Here is an 18,239-nt window from a genome sequence, read left to right as displayed (position 1 = left end):
GCCCCGGATCGCTCTTGTCTGGCACCGGCGCAGTCCGCGCCTTCCCGTTGAGAGTTCCGATGAATCGACGCATCACCCTGTTCCTCGCCACCCACGTGCTGACCCTGGCAGCGGGCTTCGGTAGCGGCGTATACCTGCTGCCGATCCTCACCGCACCCGACGGCCCCAGCGCTGCCAGCGTCGCCGAGGCAATGGCCAACAGCAGCCACGACGCCCGCTTCCGCCGCGACCTCAAGGGCAGCGACGCGGTGCACTGGGCCGACGGCAAGGTGAGCGTGAGCCACGACCGGATCGCCTTCGACAGCCGCATGGCCCCCGGCCCGGATTACAAGGTGTACCTGTCGCGCGAGTTCGTCGACACCCGCAGCGATTTCCTGCGCATCAAGCAGGACGCCACCCTGATTGGCGACGTGAAGACCTTCAACCGCTTCCTGCTCGATGTGCCCGACAACGTCGACATCGACGACTACACCACCGTCGTGGTCTGGTGCGAAGCCTTCAGCCAGTTCATCTCAGCCGCCCAATACCGGATGGGCCCGGGCCACTGAACAAAACGGGCAGGTGACGACCGCTGGTCGTCACCTACCAAAAAAACAAGGCAGAGTCGGCCGATAAGCCGGGTTTTGTCGTGGACAGTCATTCTTCTAGGCGCCACGTCACCGTGGCGCTCAAGCAACCTACCCGGTCCCGACGCGGGCCGCGCCATGAGGACCCTATTTGGTCTTGCTCCAGGTGGGGTTTGCCGTGCCGGTCTGTTGCCAGACTCGCGGTGCGCTCTTACCGCACCATTTCACCCTTACCGGCTCCCCGAAGGGAACGTAGGCGGTATCTTTCTGTTGCACTTTCCGTCGGCTCGCGCCGCCCAGGCGTTACCTGGCACCTTGCCCTGCGGAGCCCGGACTTTCCTCGGCATTCCCGAAGGAATGACGCGACTGCCTGGCCGACTCTGCCATGCGTAGTCTATCACCGTAACGGCACCTTCCCCTTGGTTGATTGATCGCAATCTCAATGAGCCCGTACGAATTCGTAGTGCCGGCCGTTGGCCGGCTGCTTTTCGACCCGGGGTCATGAACGCCTGGAACGCGATTTCGATTTGGGTTAAACCCCGGATGTCCGTCGTGGGCGATCAATCAAGGTCTTCGGACACTTGGGCCGCGCTGCGCGCGGTTTCCGGCCAACGGCCGGGGCTACGGATTGTTACGTCGCGTCCGAAGATCGGGATCAATCAACCAATAGCCCAGGAATATGTACGAATCCATTGGCAATGACGTTTACGAGCCGTACAACGCTTTTCGGGGGGCGCCGGTGAGTTCCGCAGCCAGTTTGGCTGCGGTGGAAGGCGGCAGGTGCTCGCTGAGCTTGGCGTACAGGCGGCGGCCCTGTGCCAGCTGTGCCGCTTCGTCGTTGGCCGCGCCCTGCACCATCACCACGAATTCGCCCTTGCGCTGGTTGTCGTCCGCTTCGACCCGCTGCAGCAGGCTGGCCAGGTCGCCATCGAGCACGGTCTCGAACAGTTTGGTCAGTTCGCGCGCCAGTACCGCGGGCCGCGTTGCGCCGAATGCGGCAACCATGTCCGCGAGCGACTCCGCGATGCGGTGTGAGGATTCGTAGAACACCAGCGTGCGGGTTTCCCCCGCGAGCGCCTGCAGGCGCTCGCGGCGGCCGGAACCCTTGGCCGGCAGGAATCCCTCGAAGGTGAAGCGGTCGCTGGGCAGGCCGGCCACGCTCAGCGCAGCGATGGCCGCGCACGCACCGGGCACCGGGCTGACCCGGATGCCCGCCTCGCGCGCGGCGCGGACCAGCCGGTAGCCGGGGTCGCTGACCAGCGGCGTGCCCGCATCACTGACCAGCGCCAGCGATTCGCCCGCCTGCAGCCGCGCCACGATGCGCTGGGCCAGCGCCTCTTCATTGTGGTCATGCAGCGCCACCAGCGGCTGCTGGATACCGAAGTGGGCCAGCAACTGGCCGCTGCGGCGGGTGTCCTCGGCGCAGATCGCGGCCACCGAACGCAGCACCTCCTGCGCCCGCGGCGTCAGGTCGGACAGGTTGCCGATCGGGGTGGCAACGACATACAGCGTGGGGACAGCACTCATCGCAACGGCACTCACAGGTCAAGGGTAGAATCCTAACGTGTACGAGCCACCCTCGAATGGACCTGATCATGAACAAGCCCGCCGCACGCATCTCCGCCCTGTCGTTGTCGCTGCTGCTGCTTGCCGGCTGCGCCACGACCAGCCTGACCAGCGCCCCGGGTTCGCCGGCGCAGAGCCAGGCGCTGGCGCTGATCGACCAGGGCAAGCCGCGTGATGCAGCCGTGCAGCTCGAAGCGCTGGCCAACACCCTGCGCGGCAACGCCCGCAGCGCCGCGCTGGCCGATGCGGCCTTCGCCTGGCACGAGGCCGGCGACAACGCCCGCGCCCGCAGCCTGCTGGCCCAGGTCACCGCGCGCCAGCTCAGCGGCGCCAGCCTGCAGCGCTTCCACCTGACCAGCGCCGAGCTGGCCCTGGCCGACAAGCAGCCGGCACAGGCGCTGGCGTTCCTGAAGGAATCCTCCGATACCGTGGCACCGCCGTTGCGCACGCGTTGGCAGCTGGCCCGCGCCGATGCACTGCAGGCCACCGGCGATGCGATCGGCGCGGCGACCGAGCGCGCCCGCGCCCACGCATCGCTGAGCGGCCAGGCCCGCGCCGAGAACCAGCAGGCCATCGCCGGCCTGCTCGGCACCCTCGATGACGCCACCCTGCGCGCACGCGCCGCCGCGCTGCCGGCCAACGAGCCGCTGTACAACTTCGCCGGCCGCGCCCTGATCGCGCGTGGCCTGCCGCTGCCGCGCCCGTTCGATCGCGATGGCGCGGCCCAGTTCGATACCAGCAAACGGCCGCCGGCGATGAGCGACGGCTACCGCCCGCCGGTGAAAATGGCCGTGCTGCTGCCGCTCAGCGGCCGCCTGGCCACCGCTGCCCAGCCGGTGCGCGATGGCCTGCTCAGCGGCTACTACGGCGAGAGCCGGCAGCGCCCCGACATCCAGTTCATCGATACCGCCGGCACTGCGGCCGGTGCCATGGCCGCATACGACAAGGCGGTCGGTGCCGGCGTGGACTTCATCGTCGGCCCGCTTGGCCGCGATGAAGTGGACGCCGTGTTCGGCCGCAGCGAACTGCCGGTGCCGGTGCTGGCGCTGAACCGCGGCAAGAGCAGCCCGCCGGCCGGCAGCGCCGGTTTCTCGCTGGCGCCGGAAGACGACGGCATCATCGCCGCCGAATACCTGCGCAGCCGCGAACGCAGCAAGGTGCTGGTGATCCATAGCAATGACGACAATGGCCGCCGTACGGCGGCCGCCTTCCGCGAGCGCTTCACCCAGCGCGGCGGCCAGGTGCTGGCCACCGTGGGCGTGAGCGAGGTCGTTGGCGATATCGGCGCACAGGTGCGTGCGGCCGGCGCGGTGGACGGCGTGCTGCTGGCGGTGAAGGCACCGCAGGCGCGCGCACTGGCCCCGCAGCTGGCACTGGCCGGCGCCGGCGGTGCCAGCCGCGTGGGCACCTCGCAGCTGACCCTGGGCACCGGCACGCCGGAGGAAGACATGGCGCTGGACGGCATCGTCTACCCGAACGAAGCCTGGAACGTGCGTGGCGTGGCCGGCCTGCCATCGGCCGCCACCGCCGGGCAGCTGCTGCCAACCGCGCGCGGTGCGGCCGGCCGCCTGTTCGCCTTCGGTTTCGACGCGTGGAAGATCAGCGCCTACCTGGACAAGGTCGCCACTGAAGGCGGGCTGGCCGGTGCTACCGGCACCCTGTTCCTGGACAGCAACGGCAACGTGCTGCGGGTACCGGCCTGGTCGACCTTCAGCGGTGGCCGGCCGATGCCGGTGAGCAACAACTGAGGCCATGCCCACCGGGCGGGCCCAGCGCGGGGCGGCGGTGGAAACCGCCGCGCTCGCACACCTGCGTGGCACCGGGCTGCGCCCGATCGCCCGCAACGTGCGCTACAAAGGCGGTGAGCTGGATCTGGTGATGCGTGATGGCGACACCACGGTGTTCGTGGAAGTGCGCTACCGCGCCACCGCCGACTTCGGCGGCGGTGCGGCCTCGGTCGATCTGCGCAAGCGACGCAAGCTGGTGTTGGCCGCGCAGCTGTTTCTGCAGTCGCACCCGACCCTGGCGCAGGGACCCTGCCGCTTCGATGTGGTCGACGCCAGTGGCGACCCGCCCCGGTTGAACTGGCTGCGTGATGCGTTCCGGTTGGAGGATTGTTGATGGTTTCGATCGAGGTTCCCGAAGGCCGGCCAACGGCCGGCGCTACCGGGTTCGCGGCTGCGATGCAGGGGCTGCTGGGGTCCGACGGATGGCGGACGGATGCGCCGACGCTGGAGGCGCACGCACGCGACAACTCCTGGCGTCACGCGCTGCCACTGGGCGTGGCCCTCCCGCGTGATCGCGAGCAGGTGGTGCAGATCGTGCGCGCCTGCCGGACGCACCGCGTGCCGGTCGTGGCACGCGGCGCCGGCACCGGCACCACCGGTGCGGCGGTGCCGGTCAACGGCAGCATCGTGCTCTCGTTCGCCCGCATGAATCGCATTCTCGACATCCAGGCGGGCAACCGCTGCGCGGTGGTGGAACCGGGCGTACTCAACGGCGACCTGCAGCAGGCGCTGGTCGCACATGGCCTGTTCTGGGCACCGGATCCGTCCAGTGCCGATATCTGCAGCATCGGCGGCAACCTGGCCTGCAATGCCGGCGGCCCACGCGCGGTGAAATACGGGACCAGCCGCGACAATGTGCTGGGACTGGTCGCAGTGACCGGCGCAGGCGACCTCATCCAGTGCGGCGGTGCCTATACCAAGGACGCCACCGGCTACGACCTGACCCACCTGCTGGTGGGCAGCGAGGGCACGCTCGCGCTGATCGTGGAAGCGACCTTGAAGCTGACCCCGCTGCCGGTCACCCAGGCCGGCCTGCGCGTGCTGTACCGCGACGCCGATGCCGCGGCAGCCGCGGTGTCGCGCCTGATGGCGCAGCCGGTAGTGCCCACCCGCCTGGAGTTCATGGACGCGCGCAGCCTGGAACTGCTGCGCCGCAATGGCGCCGACGTACCGGAGGCCGGCGCGATGCTGCTGGTCGAAGCCGATGGCGATCACGACACCCTGCCCTACCTGCTGCAGGCGCTGGCCACTGCGGCCGAAGGCGACGGCATGCTGGCGCTGGATGTGGCGATGGAAGGCAGCGCGCGCGAGAAGCTGTGGGCCGCGCGCAAGGCGCTGTCGCCGGCGCTGCGCAGCATCGCCCCGGGCAAGATCAACGAAGACGTGGTGGTGCCGGTGTCGCGCATCCCCGACCTGGTGGCCGGGGTGCAGGCATTGGCGCAGCAGTACACGCTGACCATTGTCACCTTCGGCCACGCCGGCAACGGCAACCTGCACGTCAACATCCTCTACCACCCCGACGATGCGGACGAAAACGCACGTGCGCACGCCGCACTGCCGAAGATCTTCGAACTGACGCTTGCGTTGGGTGGCACGCTGTCGGGCGAGCATGGCATCGGCCTGGCCAAACGCGACTTCATGGCGCAGGCATTCACACCCACCACGCTGGCGGCGATGCGGGCGATCAAGCACGCGCTGGATCCAGACGGCATCCTCAACCCGGGCAAGGTATTGCCACCGGTGTAACCGGCGTCGCTTCCGGCACGTAACCGCGAAAAGTGCGGCGTACCTCACGCTGGTGTTGTGATGCTTTGCAACTCTTTGCATGGGCCGCGCCCACGTCGCTGCGCATTCTTGTCGCCCCTTGGACACCCGGGCCACGCCCGGCCCACGGTCGTGCACGCGGCCTGGACCGTGCTGCATTACGCACCTGCCTGCATGCCAACGCCGTGGTGATGGTCGGGGTGTCCTCTGCCCTCCGACACAAGAAGCCAGACGATGACGCCACGCCGCAGTACCGCGCCCACCTCCCTTTCGATGCGCCCGCTGGCGTGCAGTGTGATGCTCGCGCTGCTGGCATTGCCGGTGGGGGGCCTCGCTGCGCGCGAGCTCGATGGCGAAGACCAGGAAATCGTGGTGGGCCCCGACGATGGCGCCGAGTCGTGGACCCTGCGCAATGGCGCGCGGCTGGTGGTCCATCTGGGTCAGGCGCGCTCGATCACGGCCGAGAGCGGATCGCAGGTCACCCTGTCGGGCGCAAGGGTCACCCGTGACGCCAACTATGGCCTCACCGCGCTGCTGCGCGGCGGCGCGACGCTGGACGCCGCCGGCACCACCTTCCTGGGCGGCGGGCTGTGGCTCAACGGCGCGTCATCGGTTCACCTCACCAACAGCAGCATCCTGATGGACAACCTCGGCGCGGACTTCAGAGGCGCCGGCATCGGCGTGAGCCTGCTGCCCTGGGACTACTCGGACCACGGCCCCATGCATGCGGTGCTGGATTCCACCCTGGTCCGGGTCCGGGATGTGGAAGACGCCACCGACAATGACTCCGGACTTGGCGTGCGGCTTGACCACGGCACGGTCGAGCTCATCAACGGTTCCCACATCGAGGCGGCGAACGTGGGCGTGTTGTTCTTCGGGGTCGTCGGCAGGGATGGCGTCAGCAGGCTGCGGGTGGACAATTCCACGATCCGCGCCGGCCGGGGTGCGGCAATCCATGTCGATGCGCTGGCCAACGACGTTTCTGACCGCATCTACGACATCGAGATTGCCAACGGTGCCCAGCTGTTCGGCGGCGATGGCAACCTGCTGCGGGTGGAAGGCCAACCGCATGCCGGGCGGCGCTGGATCACCCTCTCCATAGACGATGCGCAGCTTGCCGGCGACATCACCGTGGATGCGCCGGGTAGCAACATCCGCGTGGATGTCGCCCTGCGCAACAATGCGCGGATCGACGGCAGATTCCTCGATGTAAGCTCGGCCACGCTCGGCACGGGCAGCCTGTGGCGGATGACCGGCGACAGCAACGTGGGGCGCCTGCAACTCGATGCAGATGGCACCGTGGTGCTGGGCGACGGGTCCACCTTCAACACGCTCAGTGTGGACGACTTCGTCGGCCACGGCGGCACGCTGCGGTTCAACACCGCACTGGGCGACGACACCTCGGGCACGGACACGCTGGTCATCACCGGCGATGCCAACGGCCAGGCCGGGGTACGCGTGCTCAATGCCGGCGGCGCCGGTGCGCAGACCGACCAGGGCATCGAACTGATCAGCGTCGGCGGCGACTCCAACGCCCGCTTCGATCTGATCGGCCGCGCGGTCGGCGGGCAGTACGAATACTTCCTGGTCAAGGGCAGCGATGGCGGCTGGTACCTGTGCTCGGAAGTGATGGCGATTCCGGAGCCGTGCCAGGTCGACCCCAGCCTGCCCGAATGCCAGCCGATCGATCCGGAGGAACCGATTGGTCCGGAGGACCCGATCGATCCAATCGATCCAATCGATCCGGTGGAGCCGATTGATCCGGGCGACCCGGTGAATCCCATGCCGGTGCTGCGTCCGGAGACCGGCGCCTACCTGGCCAACCAGTTCGCCCTCCACCATCTGCTTCGCCACAGCGGGCATGACCGTGCCGGCAAGCGGACGGCCGCCAGCGACGGCGTGCATGCCTGGGCCAACGTGGACTCCACCCACAGCCGCCTGCGTGCGGCAGCAGACCAGCTTGCACTCAACGTGGAACGTTCACGTCTGCAGATCGGTGCCGACATCGGCGTATTCGATGCCGACCGTGGTCGCCTCGGCGTGATTCTCACCGCCGCACAGTCGGAGGCGACCTCGCGCTCGGCGATCACCGGTTACAGCGCGCGTGGCAAGGTCCAGGGCGGTGCGGTGGGCGCGTACGGCAGCTGGAGCAATGACGCGCTTTATCTGGATGCCTCGGTGCAGCGCGGCCAGTTCCGCAACCGCGTCGAAGGCGATGGCCTGGATACGGAGCGATACGACGCCGAACTGTGGCAGTCGTCGTTGGAAGCCGGCTATCGCTTCGACATCGGTCAGCTGGGTGGCATGGGCATGAATCTGCAGCCGGAGCTGCAACTGATCCATACCGATGCCGCCACCGATCAGCACCGCGAGAGCAACGGCACGGTAGTGCGCAGCCTCGGCGACAACGGGCTGTCCAGCCGGCTTGGCCTGCGCCTGCAGGGCCAGCCGCGCAGCGGCGGCGCAACGGCGGTGAGCCCCTACCTGGCGGCGAACTGGTACCGCGACGGTGCGCTGCAAGGCATGGCGTTCGACGACGAGGTCATTGAGGCCAGCACGCCGCGCAGCCGGTATGCACTCGATGCTGGTGTGCGCATCAACTGGCGCTCGCAGCTGTCGACATCAGTCGCGATCAATCACACCCGCGGCGACAGTGGCTACCGCGAAACCAGCATGCAGCTGGGCATGGCCTACCTCTGGTAGGCCGCCCCCCCCGACTCCCTCTCCCCTCCCCCAGGATCAAGACAACGATGAAGAACTCCTGTGGCGCACGCCGCCGCTTTCCCGCATTGCGCCCGCTTTCCTGCACCCTGCTGTTGACCATGGCCAGCCTGGGTGCCGCCCAACTGTCCGCCCGCGAGCTCAACGGCGAAGCGCACGAAGTCATGTACGGCGATGCCAAGGAATGGTGGCAGCTGACCAATGGCGCGGACCTTCTCGTCAATGGGGGCAGCACGTACAGCATCAGCGCACAGGGCGGCAGCCTGGTCACGCTCATGAATGCACAGGTCGAACGCGAGCATTCCAACCCCGAAGCCATCGAGCTGCGTGGCAGCTCCACGCTGCTGTCCAGCGGCTCCCGAATCGAGCACGGCGGCATCCGGTCGTGGGACAGTTCCTCTGTCTATCTTCACTACAGCCAACTCACCATTGGTGAGGATTCCCCCGAGTCGGTCCCAACGGTGGGCATCATGATGATCGACAGCACGACCGACGCCCGGGTGACGCTGGATGCCTCGACCATCCGCGTCGCGGACAAGCAGAACCATGCGCATTACGCCACCGGAATCGGCATTCGCCACGGCGCGGGCGTGGTGCAGTTGCTGAACGGTTCGCACATCGATGCGGGCAACGTCGGTGTGATGCTTCCCGACACCCGCGGCGACGCCCGTTTGATCGTCGACGATTCGACGATCCTTTCCCGCCGCGGCGCGGCGATCGAAGTCCTTGATGCGAATCACACCTATGACGTGCGCATTGCCAACGACGCCCGCCTCACCGGTGGCGACGGCCACCTTCTGCGCGTCCACAATTCTGCCGAAGCTGCAACTGCCGGCCAACCGGATGTCAACGTGGTGGTCGACAACGCCCGCCTCCAGGGCAACATCACGCTGGATGACAGCGCCGCCGGCGGGCGTATCGACCTGCTGCTGCAGAACAATGCGCGCATCGATGGCCGCTTCTCCAACGTGACCTCGGTGGGGATCGGCACCGGCAGCTCCTGGATGCTGACCGGCGACAGCAACGTGGGCCGCCTGCAGCTTGATGATGCCGGCACCGTGGCATTGGGCGATGGGTCCACGTTCAATACGCTCACCGTGGATGACTTCGTCGGCAACGGCGGCACGTTGCAGTTCAACACCGTGCTGGGTAACGACGCGTCGGCCACCGACAGGCTGGTGATCACCGGCAATGCCAACGGCCAGGCGGGCGTGCAGGTGCTCAATGCCGGCGGCGCCGGGGCGAAGACCGACCAGGGCATCGCGCTGATCGACATCGGCGGCGAGTCCCATGCACAGTTCGACCTGATCGGCCGGGCCGTGGGCGGCCAGTACGAGTATTTTCTGGTCAAGGGCCTGGACGGCAGTTGGTACCTGCGTTCGGAGGGCGGGCCGACCCCGGATCCGTGCGAGGTGGATCCCAGCCTGCCCCAGTGCGAGCCGATTGATCCTGTTGATCCTGTTGATCCTGTTGATCCTGTTGACCCTGTTGACCCTGTTGACCCTGTCGATCCGGACAGTCCGAACGATCCAGACCATCCGAACGACCCCAGCGATCCCGGCGATCCGGTGGACCCCGCAGACCCGGTTCCGGTGCTGCGCCCGGAGGTGGGGGCCTACCTGGCCAACCAGTTAGCGCTCACCCACCTGCTGCGCCACACCTGGCGCGAGCGCAACGGTGACCAGGCGGCGGCCAGCGACGGCGCGCATGCCTGGGCCACGGTGGACGCCACCCATAGCCGCCTGCGTGCGGTTGAAGACCAGCTCGCGCTCAAGGTGGAGCGTTCGCGCCTGCAGATCGGCGCCGACATCGGCGTATTCGATGCCGACCGTGGCCGCCTCGGCGTGATGTTCACCGCCGCGCAGTCGCACGCGATCTCGCGCTCGTCCCTCACCGGTTACCTGGCGCGCGGCACGGTCGAGGGCGGCGCGGCCGGCGTGTATGGCAGCTGGAGCAATGAAGCGCTTTACCTGGATGCCTCGGTGCAGCGTGGTCAGTTCCGCAACCGCGTGGAAGGCGATGGTCTGGCTACCGAACGTTACGGTGCGGACCTGTGGCAATCCTCGCTGGAAGCCGGCTACCGCATGGACATCGGCCGCGTCGGCACGATGGCGCTGAGCCTGCAGCCGGCGCTGCAGCTGGTCCATACCCATGCCTCCATCGACCCGCATCGCGAGTCCAACGGCACGGTGGTACGCAGCCTGGGCGAAGGCGGCCTGTCGGGCCGGCTGGGGGTGCGCATCGGAGGCGAGTCCACGGGCGACAGCGGCGCGGCGGTGCGCCCGTACGTGGCGGTGGACTGGTATCGCGATGACGTCAGTAGCGGCATTGCCTTCGATGAGGAAGCGCTGCGGGCCAGCACCCCGCGCAACCGCTATGCGCTCGGTGCCGGTGCCAGGGTCGCATTCGGCGCGGGCTTCTCGGCCTGGAGTGGCCTGGGCCTGACGCGCGGCGACAGCGGTTACCGCGAAACCAGCGCGCAGCTGGGGGTCTCCTACGCCTGGTAGGTCGTGCGGCATGCGCCACAGAAGCAGACGCCGGGCAGTGCCCGTGATGCCGTTCACTAAAACGAACGGCGTGCAATCGGTGGCGTTTCCATTTTTCCGTGCTGGGGCGGCCGGCGGGCAGCCCCACTCCGGGACACGCCGTGAACCCGTCCTTGGGGGCTGCTAGAAAACATCCATGTTTTCTAGCGTCCCTCCGGGGGCTACCCGCCGGCCGCCCCCGATGGTTGGTCGTGTGCGGTGAGGAGAGCAGCGACGCAGGGCGTCGCTCTACGGGGTCATGGGTACATCTGACTCTGCATTGACGCTTTCCAAGAGCACCGCCATTCCTAAGGCGGGTCGGGGCGGGTTTTCGGGGGTATGAGCGGCATGGGTAGGGCGTATACCCCCAACCCCGGTCTAGCCGTGTGCGCAGGACAGCGCCGCATACCCAGCGGCATCGACGCCTGCGTTCATTGGTCAGGGTTGCGGAGTATCGGGTCGCGCCGTTCCCGCTCTCGCGTTATGGCACGGGTGAAAGGGTGGCGTAGTCGATTGAGGTTTCGGGCACTTGGCGCTGCGCGTCTGGTGCATCCCTGAACACCATGCAGATGCGATTGCGCCGGCACTGAACGGTACCGCCGTAGACCAGCGTGCGTCCGGCAAGGCGGCCAACCGCCAGAGCACGGGTTGCGTCGGACAACCGGTGCTGCGGGTCGAGCACCGACACCACCACGAGGATGCCCTGGCGGTTTCCGAAGCGCCCACACCGCGCGTTGACGCGGAGCAGCCCGGGCTCATGCTGCAGCAGCAGGGAAACCGCTTCGGTCAGCGTGCGATAGGCGGCCAGCTGCAACGCCACTGTCAGGCGGCACGGATCGCCAATCAGACGGGGCTGTGCCACGCGCTCGGTGTTCGACCATGCCTCGCTGATTCCGCCCACCTGCAATGCCAGGTACAGGCCGACATGTTCCAGCGCCGTGGGGTAGACCATGCTGGCCTGCTCGCGGAACTTGCGCGAGTACAGGCCTGCGGTGCGGATCAGGTTGCTGGCGATGTCGTGGTGGCCCTGCCGCTGCAGCCAGTCGGCGGTTTCGCTGAGATAGGTATCGATGCCATCGCCGATCCGGTTGATGTCCAGGGCGCGTTGCCGAAGGTCCATCTCGCCTGTCTTATGCGACGTCCTGGCCATGGAAACGACCTGCTTGCTGTCGCGGTCGCGGGTTTTGTAGCGGAGGTGGTAATGGCTGATGGTGGAACCCAGTGCAAGCAACGCGGCACCTGCCACAGCCAGAATCTGCTGTGCGGTGAATGTTGCAGCGTCGAACGACCAAGGCAAACCGCTGGTGGGCATGGTCAGACCAACCACCAGGTTCAGCATGGGTACGGCGACGGCGGCACCCCGCCAGCCATGAAGACAGGTAAGCGCGACGGCCGGAATGGCCATCAGCTGCAATGTCAGCTGCAAGCTGGTCTCGAATGCCGCATATCCTGGAAGAACCTGTGTAGAGCCGATGCCGAGCATGAGCATCAGTGATAGGCAAGCGATAGTCGGCGCAAGGAATGCGGTGCCCCGTTCGGTACTGGTAGCTCGCCGAATCCACAACAGAGCCAGCGGAACGACTGTCAGAATGCCGATGAAGTTTCCAACGATTTGATGCGCCGCTATCGTTGGAAGTGGAACGCTGAAAGCCATCGGCCAAAACAGCTGAGCAGTGCCAATGTTGATCAATGCGGTGGCTATGGCGATCGTTGTGGCCAACGAGAGCAGCCATGCACCTGGAGATATGGAAACCACATCCCGGTGAAGCCGGACGATCAATGCGACAGCCGGCATCAGAAGGACGGAACTGACGATTGCCCACGCCAGGCCATACTTGTCGATCAGCGGATACCGTACCTGTGCAAGGTGGGCATAGTCTCCAAGGATCAGGTAAGGCCAGAGCCTGGGCGGGCACAGTAGCAATGCGGCAACACGAAGCCCTGTGAGCAGGTTGAACTGATCAACCGATATCTGTCGCGCAGCCAAGCAAGCCAATGCGTACAGGGCTGCAATCAGCAGTCCATCGGGATAGATGCGCATCCCCAGCTTCACCTGAAGCCCATTCTTCCACCAGTTCAACAGCACTTTCCGCCTCCTGTTCAGTGCACAACGGCATCAACGGTGTGATGTCGCCGCGCATCGGTGCGGGGAAGGTATCTGCGGCAGGAGTCGCACGCAATTGGATGGATGCAGTTTCAGAGTTGATTGAATTTCCGATCCAGGCCCGGAAATGAGACAGCTATCACCATGCTGATCTGATGTAGTGCCAAAGATGGTATTAAGAACGACTTTACATGTCGCTTTTCTTCATGATTGACGCATCGAGTCACTTGGCGTCAATGGCTCACCGTGATGCGGAGACCGGAACAAGCGCTGCTCAGCGGAAGTGCTGGTAACCGCCCGTACCGGGGTCGTCGCCCGCACAGGCAACGCCCTGGCCCGCGATGATGGTGCCGATGCGGGTCAGCGGCAGGTGCAGCCGGACCGCCAGTGCCGCCAGCGCATCGCGCTGTGCAGGGGCAGCGGTGAAGCACAGCTCGTAGTCGTCGCCGCCGCGCAGGGCGCACTGGCGTGCGTCGTCGTCCGCAACCACATGACGCAGGGCATCGGACAACGGCAGCGCGGCCGCATCGAGCTGCGCGCCGACGCCGCTGCGCGCGCAGACATGGCCCAGGTCGGCAAGCAGCCCGTCAGAGACGTCCACCGCCGCATGCGCCAGCCCGACCAGCGCGCGCCCCAGGGCCACGCGCGGGGTCGGCCGTGCCAGTCGTTGCCGCAGCACCTCACGGTGGAGATCAGCGCAGGGCTGGCGCACGTCCAGCGTGCCGTCCTGCCAGGCGCGCAGGCCACCGGCGGCATCGCCCAGCGTGCCGCTGATCCAGATGTCGTCGCCCACCTGCGCCGCATCGCGCCGCAACGCGGTGCCGGTCGGCACCTGCCCCATCGCGGTCACCGACAGCGACAGCGGGCCACGGGTGGTATCGCCGCCGATCAGCACGATGTCGTGTTGGTCGGCCAGCGCGAAGAAGCCGTCGGCGAACGCATCGATCCAGTCCGGATCAGCATCGGGCAATGACAGCGCCAGCGTGCACCAGGCCGGTTGCGCGCCCATCGACGCCAGGTCGGACAGGTTCACCGCCAGGGTTTTCCAGCCGATGTCGTAGGGCGCCGTTTCAGCCGGGAAATGCACGCCACTGTTGAGCGTGTCAGCGGTGACCACCAGCTGTTCGCCGGCGCGCGGCTGCAGCAGCGCGGCATCATCGCCAATGCCGAGCACCACATCGGCACGCGTGCGGGTGCGCGTGCGGATGCGGTCGATCAAGGCGAATTCAGCGAGGGACATGGGTGTTCCCCGGCCGGGGTCAGTTCCCGCTTTCGACCTTGCGCCATTCGACCGCCGCGCGGTCCAGCACACCGTTGACATAGGTGTGGCCGTGTTCGGAACCAAAACGCTTGGTCGATTCGATCGCCTCGTTGATCACCACGCGGTACGGCACGTCCATGCGGTAGCGCAGCTCGTAGGCGGCCACGCGCAGCGCGGCGCGTTCGATGGCATCCACTTCGTCGATGCTGCGGTCCACGAATGGCAGCAGCGCCTCGTCCAGGTCCTTGCGATGGTCGAGCACGCCGTGAACCAGCGCCTCGAAGTAGGCAAGGTCGGCGATTTCGCGGGCCTGTTCGTGGGCGAACTGGGCGATGAGCTGCTGTGCGTTGCCGCCGGAGATCTGCCAGGCGTAGATCGCCTGCAGGGCACGACGGCGCGCGCGCGAGCGCAGCACCGGGTCGATGCCATCGCGGCGGACCGGCTTGCCGGAGGGCTTGCCCGGGTTTGACTTGTTCACGGCAACTGCTCCAGAAGATTGACCATTTCCAACGCCGTCAGTGCGGCTTCCTCACCCTTGTTGCCGTGGCTGCCGCCGGCACGGGCCTCGGCATCCTCGGCGCGTTCGACCGCCAGCACGCCATTGAGCACGGGCACGCCGAAATCCAGCTGCACGCGCATCAGGCCTTCGGCGCAGCGATCGGCCACGTGCTCGTAGTGGCGGGTGTCGCCACGGATCACACAACCCAGGGCGATGATCGCGGCATGTTCGTGCGCTGCCGCCAGGCGCGCGGCGACCAGCGGCAGTTCCCACGCGCCGGGCACCCGGATCACATCGATGGCTGCTTCCTGGATCCCGTTGCCGGCAAGGCTCTGGCGCGCGCCGGCCACCAGCACGTCGGTGATGCGCGCGTTCCAGCGGCTGGCAAGGATGGCGAAACGGGCCGCTTCGGGGGTGCGAAGGTCGCCTTCGTAGTGGCTCATGGTCGGCAGGTTATTCAATAAAGAGGGACATTCTACCGTAGAGCCAGGCCCTGCCTGGGGTTCGCGTCATCGCATGCGCGCTGCCGCCCCACGGTTGGCTTCGCAAACCGTGGGCCCCTCTTACCAGCACCCATGCCCCCGCCGCTTCGCGGCCGCCCCCTGACTCAGGGGGCTTCCGTCCACCAGCATTCGGGGCACCGCGATCAGGGGGTCACGGTTTCCACGACTTCCAGGCCGTAACCGGCCAGGCCGATCTGGCGGCGCGGGGTGCCCAGCACGCGCAGCTGGCCCAGGCCCAGGTCGGACAGGATCTGGGCCCCGGCACCATTACGGCGCCACTGGCTCACATCCTTGTCCTTGCCCGGGGTGACCGGCTGCGGCTGTTGGCGCAGGCGGGCCAGCAGGCTGTTGCTGTCGCGCGGGGCCGACAACACCACCATCACGCCGCGCCCGGCCGCCGCGATGGCGCGCAGGGCGTCGGTGGAGGCCACGCCGAAATCGTCGCGGCGCCAATGCAGCAGGTCGGCCAGCGGGTTCTCCACCTGCACCCGGACCAGGGTCGGCTGGGTATCCGGGGTACCGCGGACCAGGGCGAAATGCAGGTCGTGGGCGATGCGGTCGCGGTAGGTCACCAGCTTGAACGGGCCGAACTCGGTGTCGATCTCGCGCTCATCGACGCGCTCGACGGTCTTCTCGGTGGCCAGACGGTAGGCGATCAGGTCGGCGATGGAGCCGATCTTCAGGCCATGTTCGCGGGCGAACACCTCCAGCTCCGGGCGGCGCGCCATGCTGCCGTCGGGGTTGAGGATTTCCACCAGCACGCCGGCCGGTTCCAGCCCGGCCAGCATGGCCAGGTCCACGCCCGCTTCGGTGTGCCCGGCGCGGGTCAGCACGCCGCCCGGCTGGGCGATCAGCGGGAAGATGTGGCCGGGCTGGTGCAGGTCGGCCGGCTTGGCATCGGGCTTCACCGCCGTGCGGATGGTATGCGCGCGGTCGTAGGCCGAGATGCCGGTAGTGACGCCTTCGGCGGCTTCGATGCTGACGGTGAAATTGGTCTGGAACTGGGCGGTATTGGCCTGCACCATCGGCGCCAGGCCCAGGTCGGCGGCACGCTCGCGGGTCAGCGGCAGGCACACCAGGCCACGGCCGTGGGTGACCATGAAGTTGATGTCCGACGGCTTGACCAGCTCGGCGGCCATGATCAGGTCGCCTTCGTTCTCGCGGTCTTCGTCATCGACGATGACCACCATGCGGCCCAGGCGGATGTCCTCGAGGATCTCGGGGATGGGGGCGAAATTCATGCGGATGCTCCCTGCGCAATGGCGTCGTGACCGGGTAGCTGCCGACCGTTGGTCGGCAGGCCGACAAGGCGCTCCACGTAACGGGCAACCAGATCGATTTCAAGATTGACCGCACTGCCCACGGCAGTGGCGGCGAAGGCGGTGTTGGCCACGGTGTGCGGGATCAGCGCGACCTCGAAGCCGGCATCGTCCACCTCGTTGACGGTCAGGCTGACCCCGTCCACGCAGATCGAGCCCTTCCTGGCGATGTAGCGCAGCAGGCCGGCCGGTGCGGCGAAGCGCCAACGCTGGGCGCGCGCGTCCTCGTGGATGGACAGCACCTGGCCCAGGCCATCGACATGGCCGCTGACCAGGTGGCCGCCGAGGCGGTCGGTGGGGCGCATGGCGCGTTCCAGGTTGATCACCGCGCCCTGGGCCAGCTGGCCCAGCGTGGTCAGTCCTAGGGTTTCGGTCGAGGCATCCGCCTGGAAGGAGCTGCCGTCAAAGGCGATGACGGTCAGGCACACGCCGTTGATGGCGATGCTTTCGCCCATCTGCACGTGCTCGAACGGCAGGCTGCCGACATGGAAGGTGAAGCGGACATCGCCGCCCAGGGGATCGCGAGCGGCCAGGTGGCCGACGCCTTCGATGATTCCAGTAAACACTAACGTTCTCCGCGAAAAGTGAGCGAAAAACGCCGCAAGGCAAACAGGCGGGCGCAGGGCCGGCAGGCCCTGTAGCACCGTCTTCTTTCATCCGGACTATACCGTCGGCTCCGGCATTTGACCGGATCTGCTGACCTTCCGGCGTAACCGGAAGCGCTCGCGGGCTCGTGCTTGCGCACCTACCGCCGGTGGGGAATCGCACCCCGCCCTGAAGACGTTTGTATACCGGCGAACCGGCGCGGGCATTGTAACAGCGCTGGCTGAGCGCTCGCTTTCTGTAAACAATTTGTTAACATGCGCCCGCGCGGCGATGATCGCCGCCCTGCCGCCCATGACGGGCAGGCTGAAATGGACCTCACTTTTTTCCCAAGGAATCTCCATGCGCAAGATGCTCGTCCTGGCCGCCGCCCTGCTGGCCGCCGCTCCGATGGCCGCTTCTGCTGCCGACGCCATGAGCTACACCTACGTTGAAGGCGGCTGGATGCAGCAGCAGATCAACAACCCGGGCAGCAACCCGAAGCTGGACGGCGGCTACCTCCGCGGTTCGTTCGCGATTGCCGAGCAGGTGTATGTGTTTGGCGGCTACAGCACCACCTCCAAGACGTACCGCCTGGAAGACGACATCGGCGAATTCCGCCTGAAGAACACCCTGGAACAGCCGGAACTGGGCATCGGCTACCACATGCCGTTCACCGACCGCCTGGACTTCACCGCCGACCTCGCCTGGACCCGCATCAACAACGAAGTGGAGTTCAACGACGGCGTGACCCGCGACTCCGTGGAAGTGCACACCAATGCCGGCCGCGGCTCGCTGGGCCTGCGTGGCAAGCCCTCGCGCGCCACCGAAGCCTGGCTGAAGGCCGGCTACATCGACGGCAGCGACATGGACGGCGTGTGGATCGGCACCCTGGGCGGCCAGATCAAGTTCAACCGCAACTGGGGCGTGGTCGGTGAAGTGCAGTACTACGACGACGTGACCCAGTACACCGTGGGCGTGCGCGCCAGCTTCTGAGTTTCCGATCGGGCAGCGCCAACCCGCGCCATGATCGACGGGCCCC

General features: G+C 67.0%; 14 protein-coding genes, 1 other RNA gene and 1 riboswitch. Of the genes, 7 read left to right on the top strand and 8 right to left on the bottom strand.

Annotated elements, in window-relative coordinates; genetic code table 11:
- The first annotated feature begins 59 nt into the window (after positions 1-59).
- Positions 60-548: a DM13 domain-containing protein gene (locus tag J7J08_RS11290; RefSeq protein WP_214905326.1), complete on the top strand. Its 489-nt coding sequence runs from the start codon at positions 60-62 to the stop codon at positions 546-548.
- 48 nt (positions 549-596) lie between these two features.
- On the opposite strand, the gene rnpB is transcribed toward J7J08_RS11290, so the two are convergent.
- Both rnpB and rsmI read right to left on the bottom strand, forming a co-directional pair.
- Positions 597-948, bottom strand: an RNA gene (rnpB, locus tag J7J08_RS11285) — RNase P RNA component class A.
- A 323-nt stretch (positions 949-1,271) separates the two neighbouring features.
- Positions 1,272-2,093 (bottom strand): 16S rRNA (cytidine(1402)-2'-O)-methyltransferase, encoded by an 822-nt coding sequence (rsmI, locus tag J7J08_RS11280; protein ID WP_214905323.1) that lies wholly within the window; start codon positions 2,091-2,093, stop codon positions 1,272-1,274.
- A gap of 68 nt (positions 2,094-2,161) precedes the next feature.
- Here rsmI and J7J08_RS11275 point away from each other — a divergent pair, with 68 nt between their 5' ends.
- The 5 genes from J7J08_RS11275 (at position 2,162) to J7J08_RS11255 (ending at position 10,911) form a co-directional block, all read left to right on the top strand.
- On the top strand, positions 2,162-3,880 hold the full coding sequence (locus J7J08_RS11275) for a penicillin-binding protein activator (protein WP_214905320.1): 1,719 nt from the start codon (positions 2,162-2,164) through the stop codon (positions 3,878-3,880).
- A 4-nt stretch (positions 3,881-3,884) separates the two neighbouring features.
- Entirely contained in the window at positions 3,885-4,253 is a 369-nt protein-coding gene (locus J7J08_RS11270) for a YraN family protein (protein ID WP_214905318.1), read from the top strand.
- Positions 4,254-4,315: 62 nt separating this feature from the next.
- Entirely contained in the window at positions 4,316-5,665 is a 1,350-nt protein-coding gene (locus tag J7J08_RS11265; protein ID WP_214905448.1) for an FAD-linked oxidase C-terminal domain-containing protein, read from the top strand.
- Positions 5,666-5,917: 252 nt separating this feature from the next.
- Positions 5,918-8,386, top strand: a complete 2,469-nt coding sequence (locus J7J08_RS11260; RefSeq protein ID WP_214905315.1) for an autotransporter outer membrane beta-barrel domain-containing protein — start codon at positions 5,918-5,920, stop codon at positions 8,384-8,386.
- 47 nt (positions 8,387-8,433) lie between these two features.
- Positions 8,434-10,911 (top strand): autotransporter outer membrane beta-barrel domain-containing protein, encoded by a 2,478-nt coding sequence (locus J7J08_RS11255; protein ID WP_251006579.1) that lies wholly within the window; start codon positions 8,434-8,436, stop codon positions 10,909-10,911.
- 499 nt (positions 10,912-11,410) lie between these two features.
- On the opposite strand, the gene J7J08_RS11250 is transcribed toward J7J08_RS11255, so the two are convergent.
- From J7J08_RS11250 to J7J08_RS11225, 6 genes are all read right to left on the bottom strand, one after another.
- Positions 11,411-13,015, bottom strand: a complete 1,605-nt coding sequence (locus J7J08_RS11250; protein ID WP_214905313.1) for an MASE1 domain-containing protein — start codon at positions 13,013-13,015, stop codon at positions 11,411-11,413.
- Between the two features lie 292 nt (positions 13,016-13,307).
- Positions 13,308-14,273: a thiamine-phosphate kinase gene (thiL, locus tag J7J08_RS11245; RefSeq protein ID WP_214905311.1), complete on the bottom strand. Its 966-nt coding sequence runs from the start codon at positions 14,271-14,273 to the stop codon at positions 13,308-13,310.
- A 19-nt stretch (positions 14,274-14,292) separates the two neighbouring features.
- A complete protein-coding gene (nusB, locus tag J7J08_RS11240; protein ID WP_214905307.1) occupies positions 14,293-14,772 on the bottom strand; it encodes a transcription antitermination factor NusB in 480 nt (159 codons plus the stop codon).
- The gene (ribH, locus tag J7J08_RS11235) at positions 14,769-15,236 is read right to left on the bottom strand and encodes a 6,7-dimethyl-8-ribityllumazine synthase (RefSeq protein WP_214905305.1); all 468 of its coding nucleotides are present in this window, start codon (positions 15,234-15,236) and stop codon (positions 14,769-14,771) included. The genes nusB and ribH overlap by 4 nt, the downstream gene beginning before the upstream one ends.
- A gap of 203 nt (positions 15,237-15,439) precedes the next feature.
- On the bottom strand, positions 15,440-16,537 hold the full coding sequence (gene ribB, locus J7J08_RS11230; RefSeq protein ID WP_214905302.1) for a 3,4-dihydroxy-2-butanone-4-phosphate synthase: 1,098 nt from the start codon (positions 16,535-16,537) through the stop codon (positions 15,440-15,442).
- Positions 16,534-17,181 (bottom strand): riboflavin synthase, encoded by a 648-nt coding sequence (locus tag J7J08_RS11225; protein ID WP_214905301.1) that lies wholly within the window; start codon positions 17,179-17,181, stop codon positions 16,534-16,536. Before J7J08_RS11225 ends, ribB begins: the two co-directional genes overlap by 4 nt.
- A 75-nt stretch (positions 17,182-17,256) precedes the next feature.
- Positions 17,257-17,401: riboswitch (FMN riboswitch) on the bottom strand.
- A 159-nt stretch (positions 17,402-17,560) separates the two neighbouring features.
- On the opposite strand from J7J08_RS11225, the gene J7J08_RS11220 reads away from it, so the two are divergent.
- Positions 17,561-18,193, top strand: a complete 633-nt coding sequence (locus tag J7J08_RS11220; protein ID WP_214905299.1) for an outer membrane beta-barrel protein — start codon at positions 17,561-17,563, stop codon at positions 18,191-18,193.
- Positions 18,194-18,239: the final 46 nt, after the last annotated feature.

This window comes from Stenotrophomonas sp. ISL-67, from assembly GCF_018612915.1.
Classification (GTDB): Bacteria; Pseudomonadota; Gammaproteobacteria; order Xanthomonadales; family Xanthomonadaceae; genus Stenotrophomonas.
The sequence above is the reverse complement of the archived record's forward strand: the minus strand, read 5'-3'. Positions and strand labels throughout refer to the sequence as shown.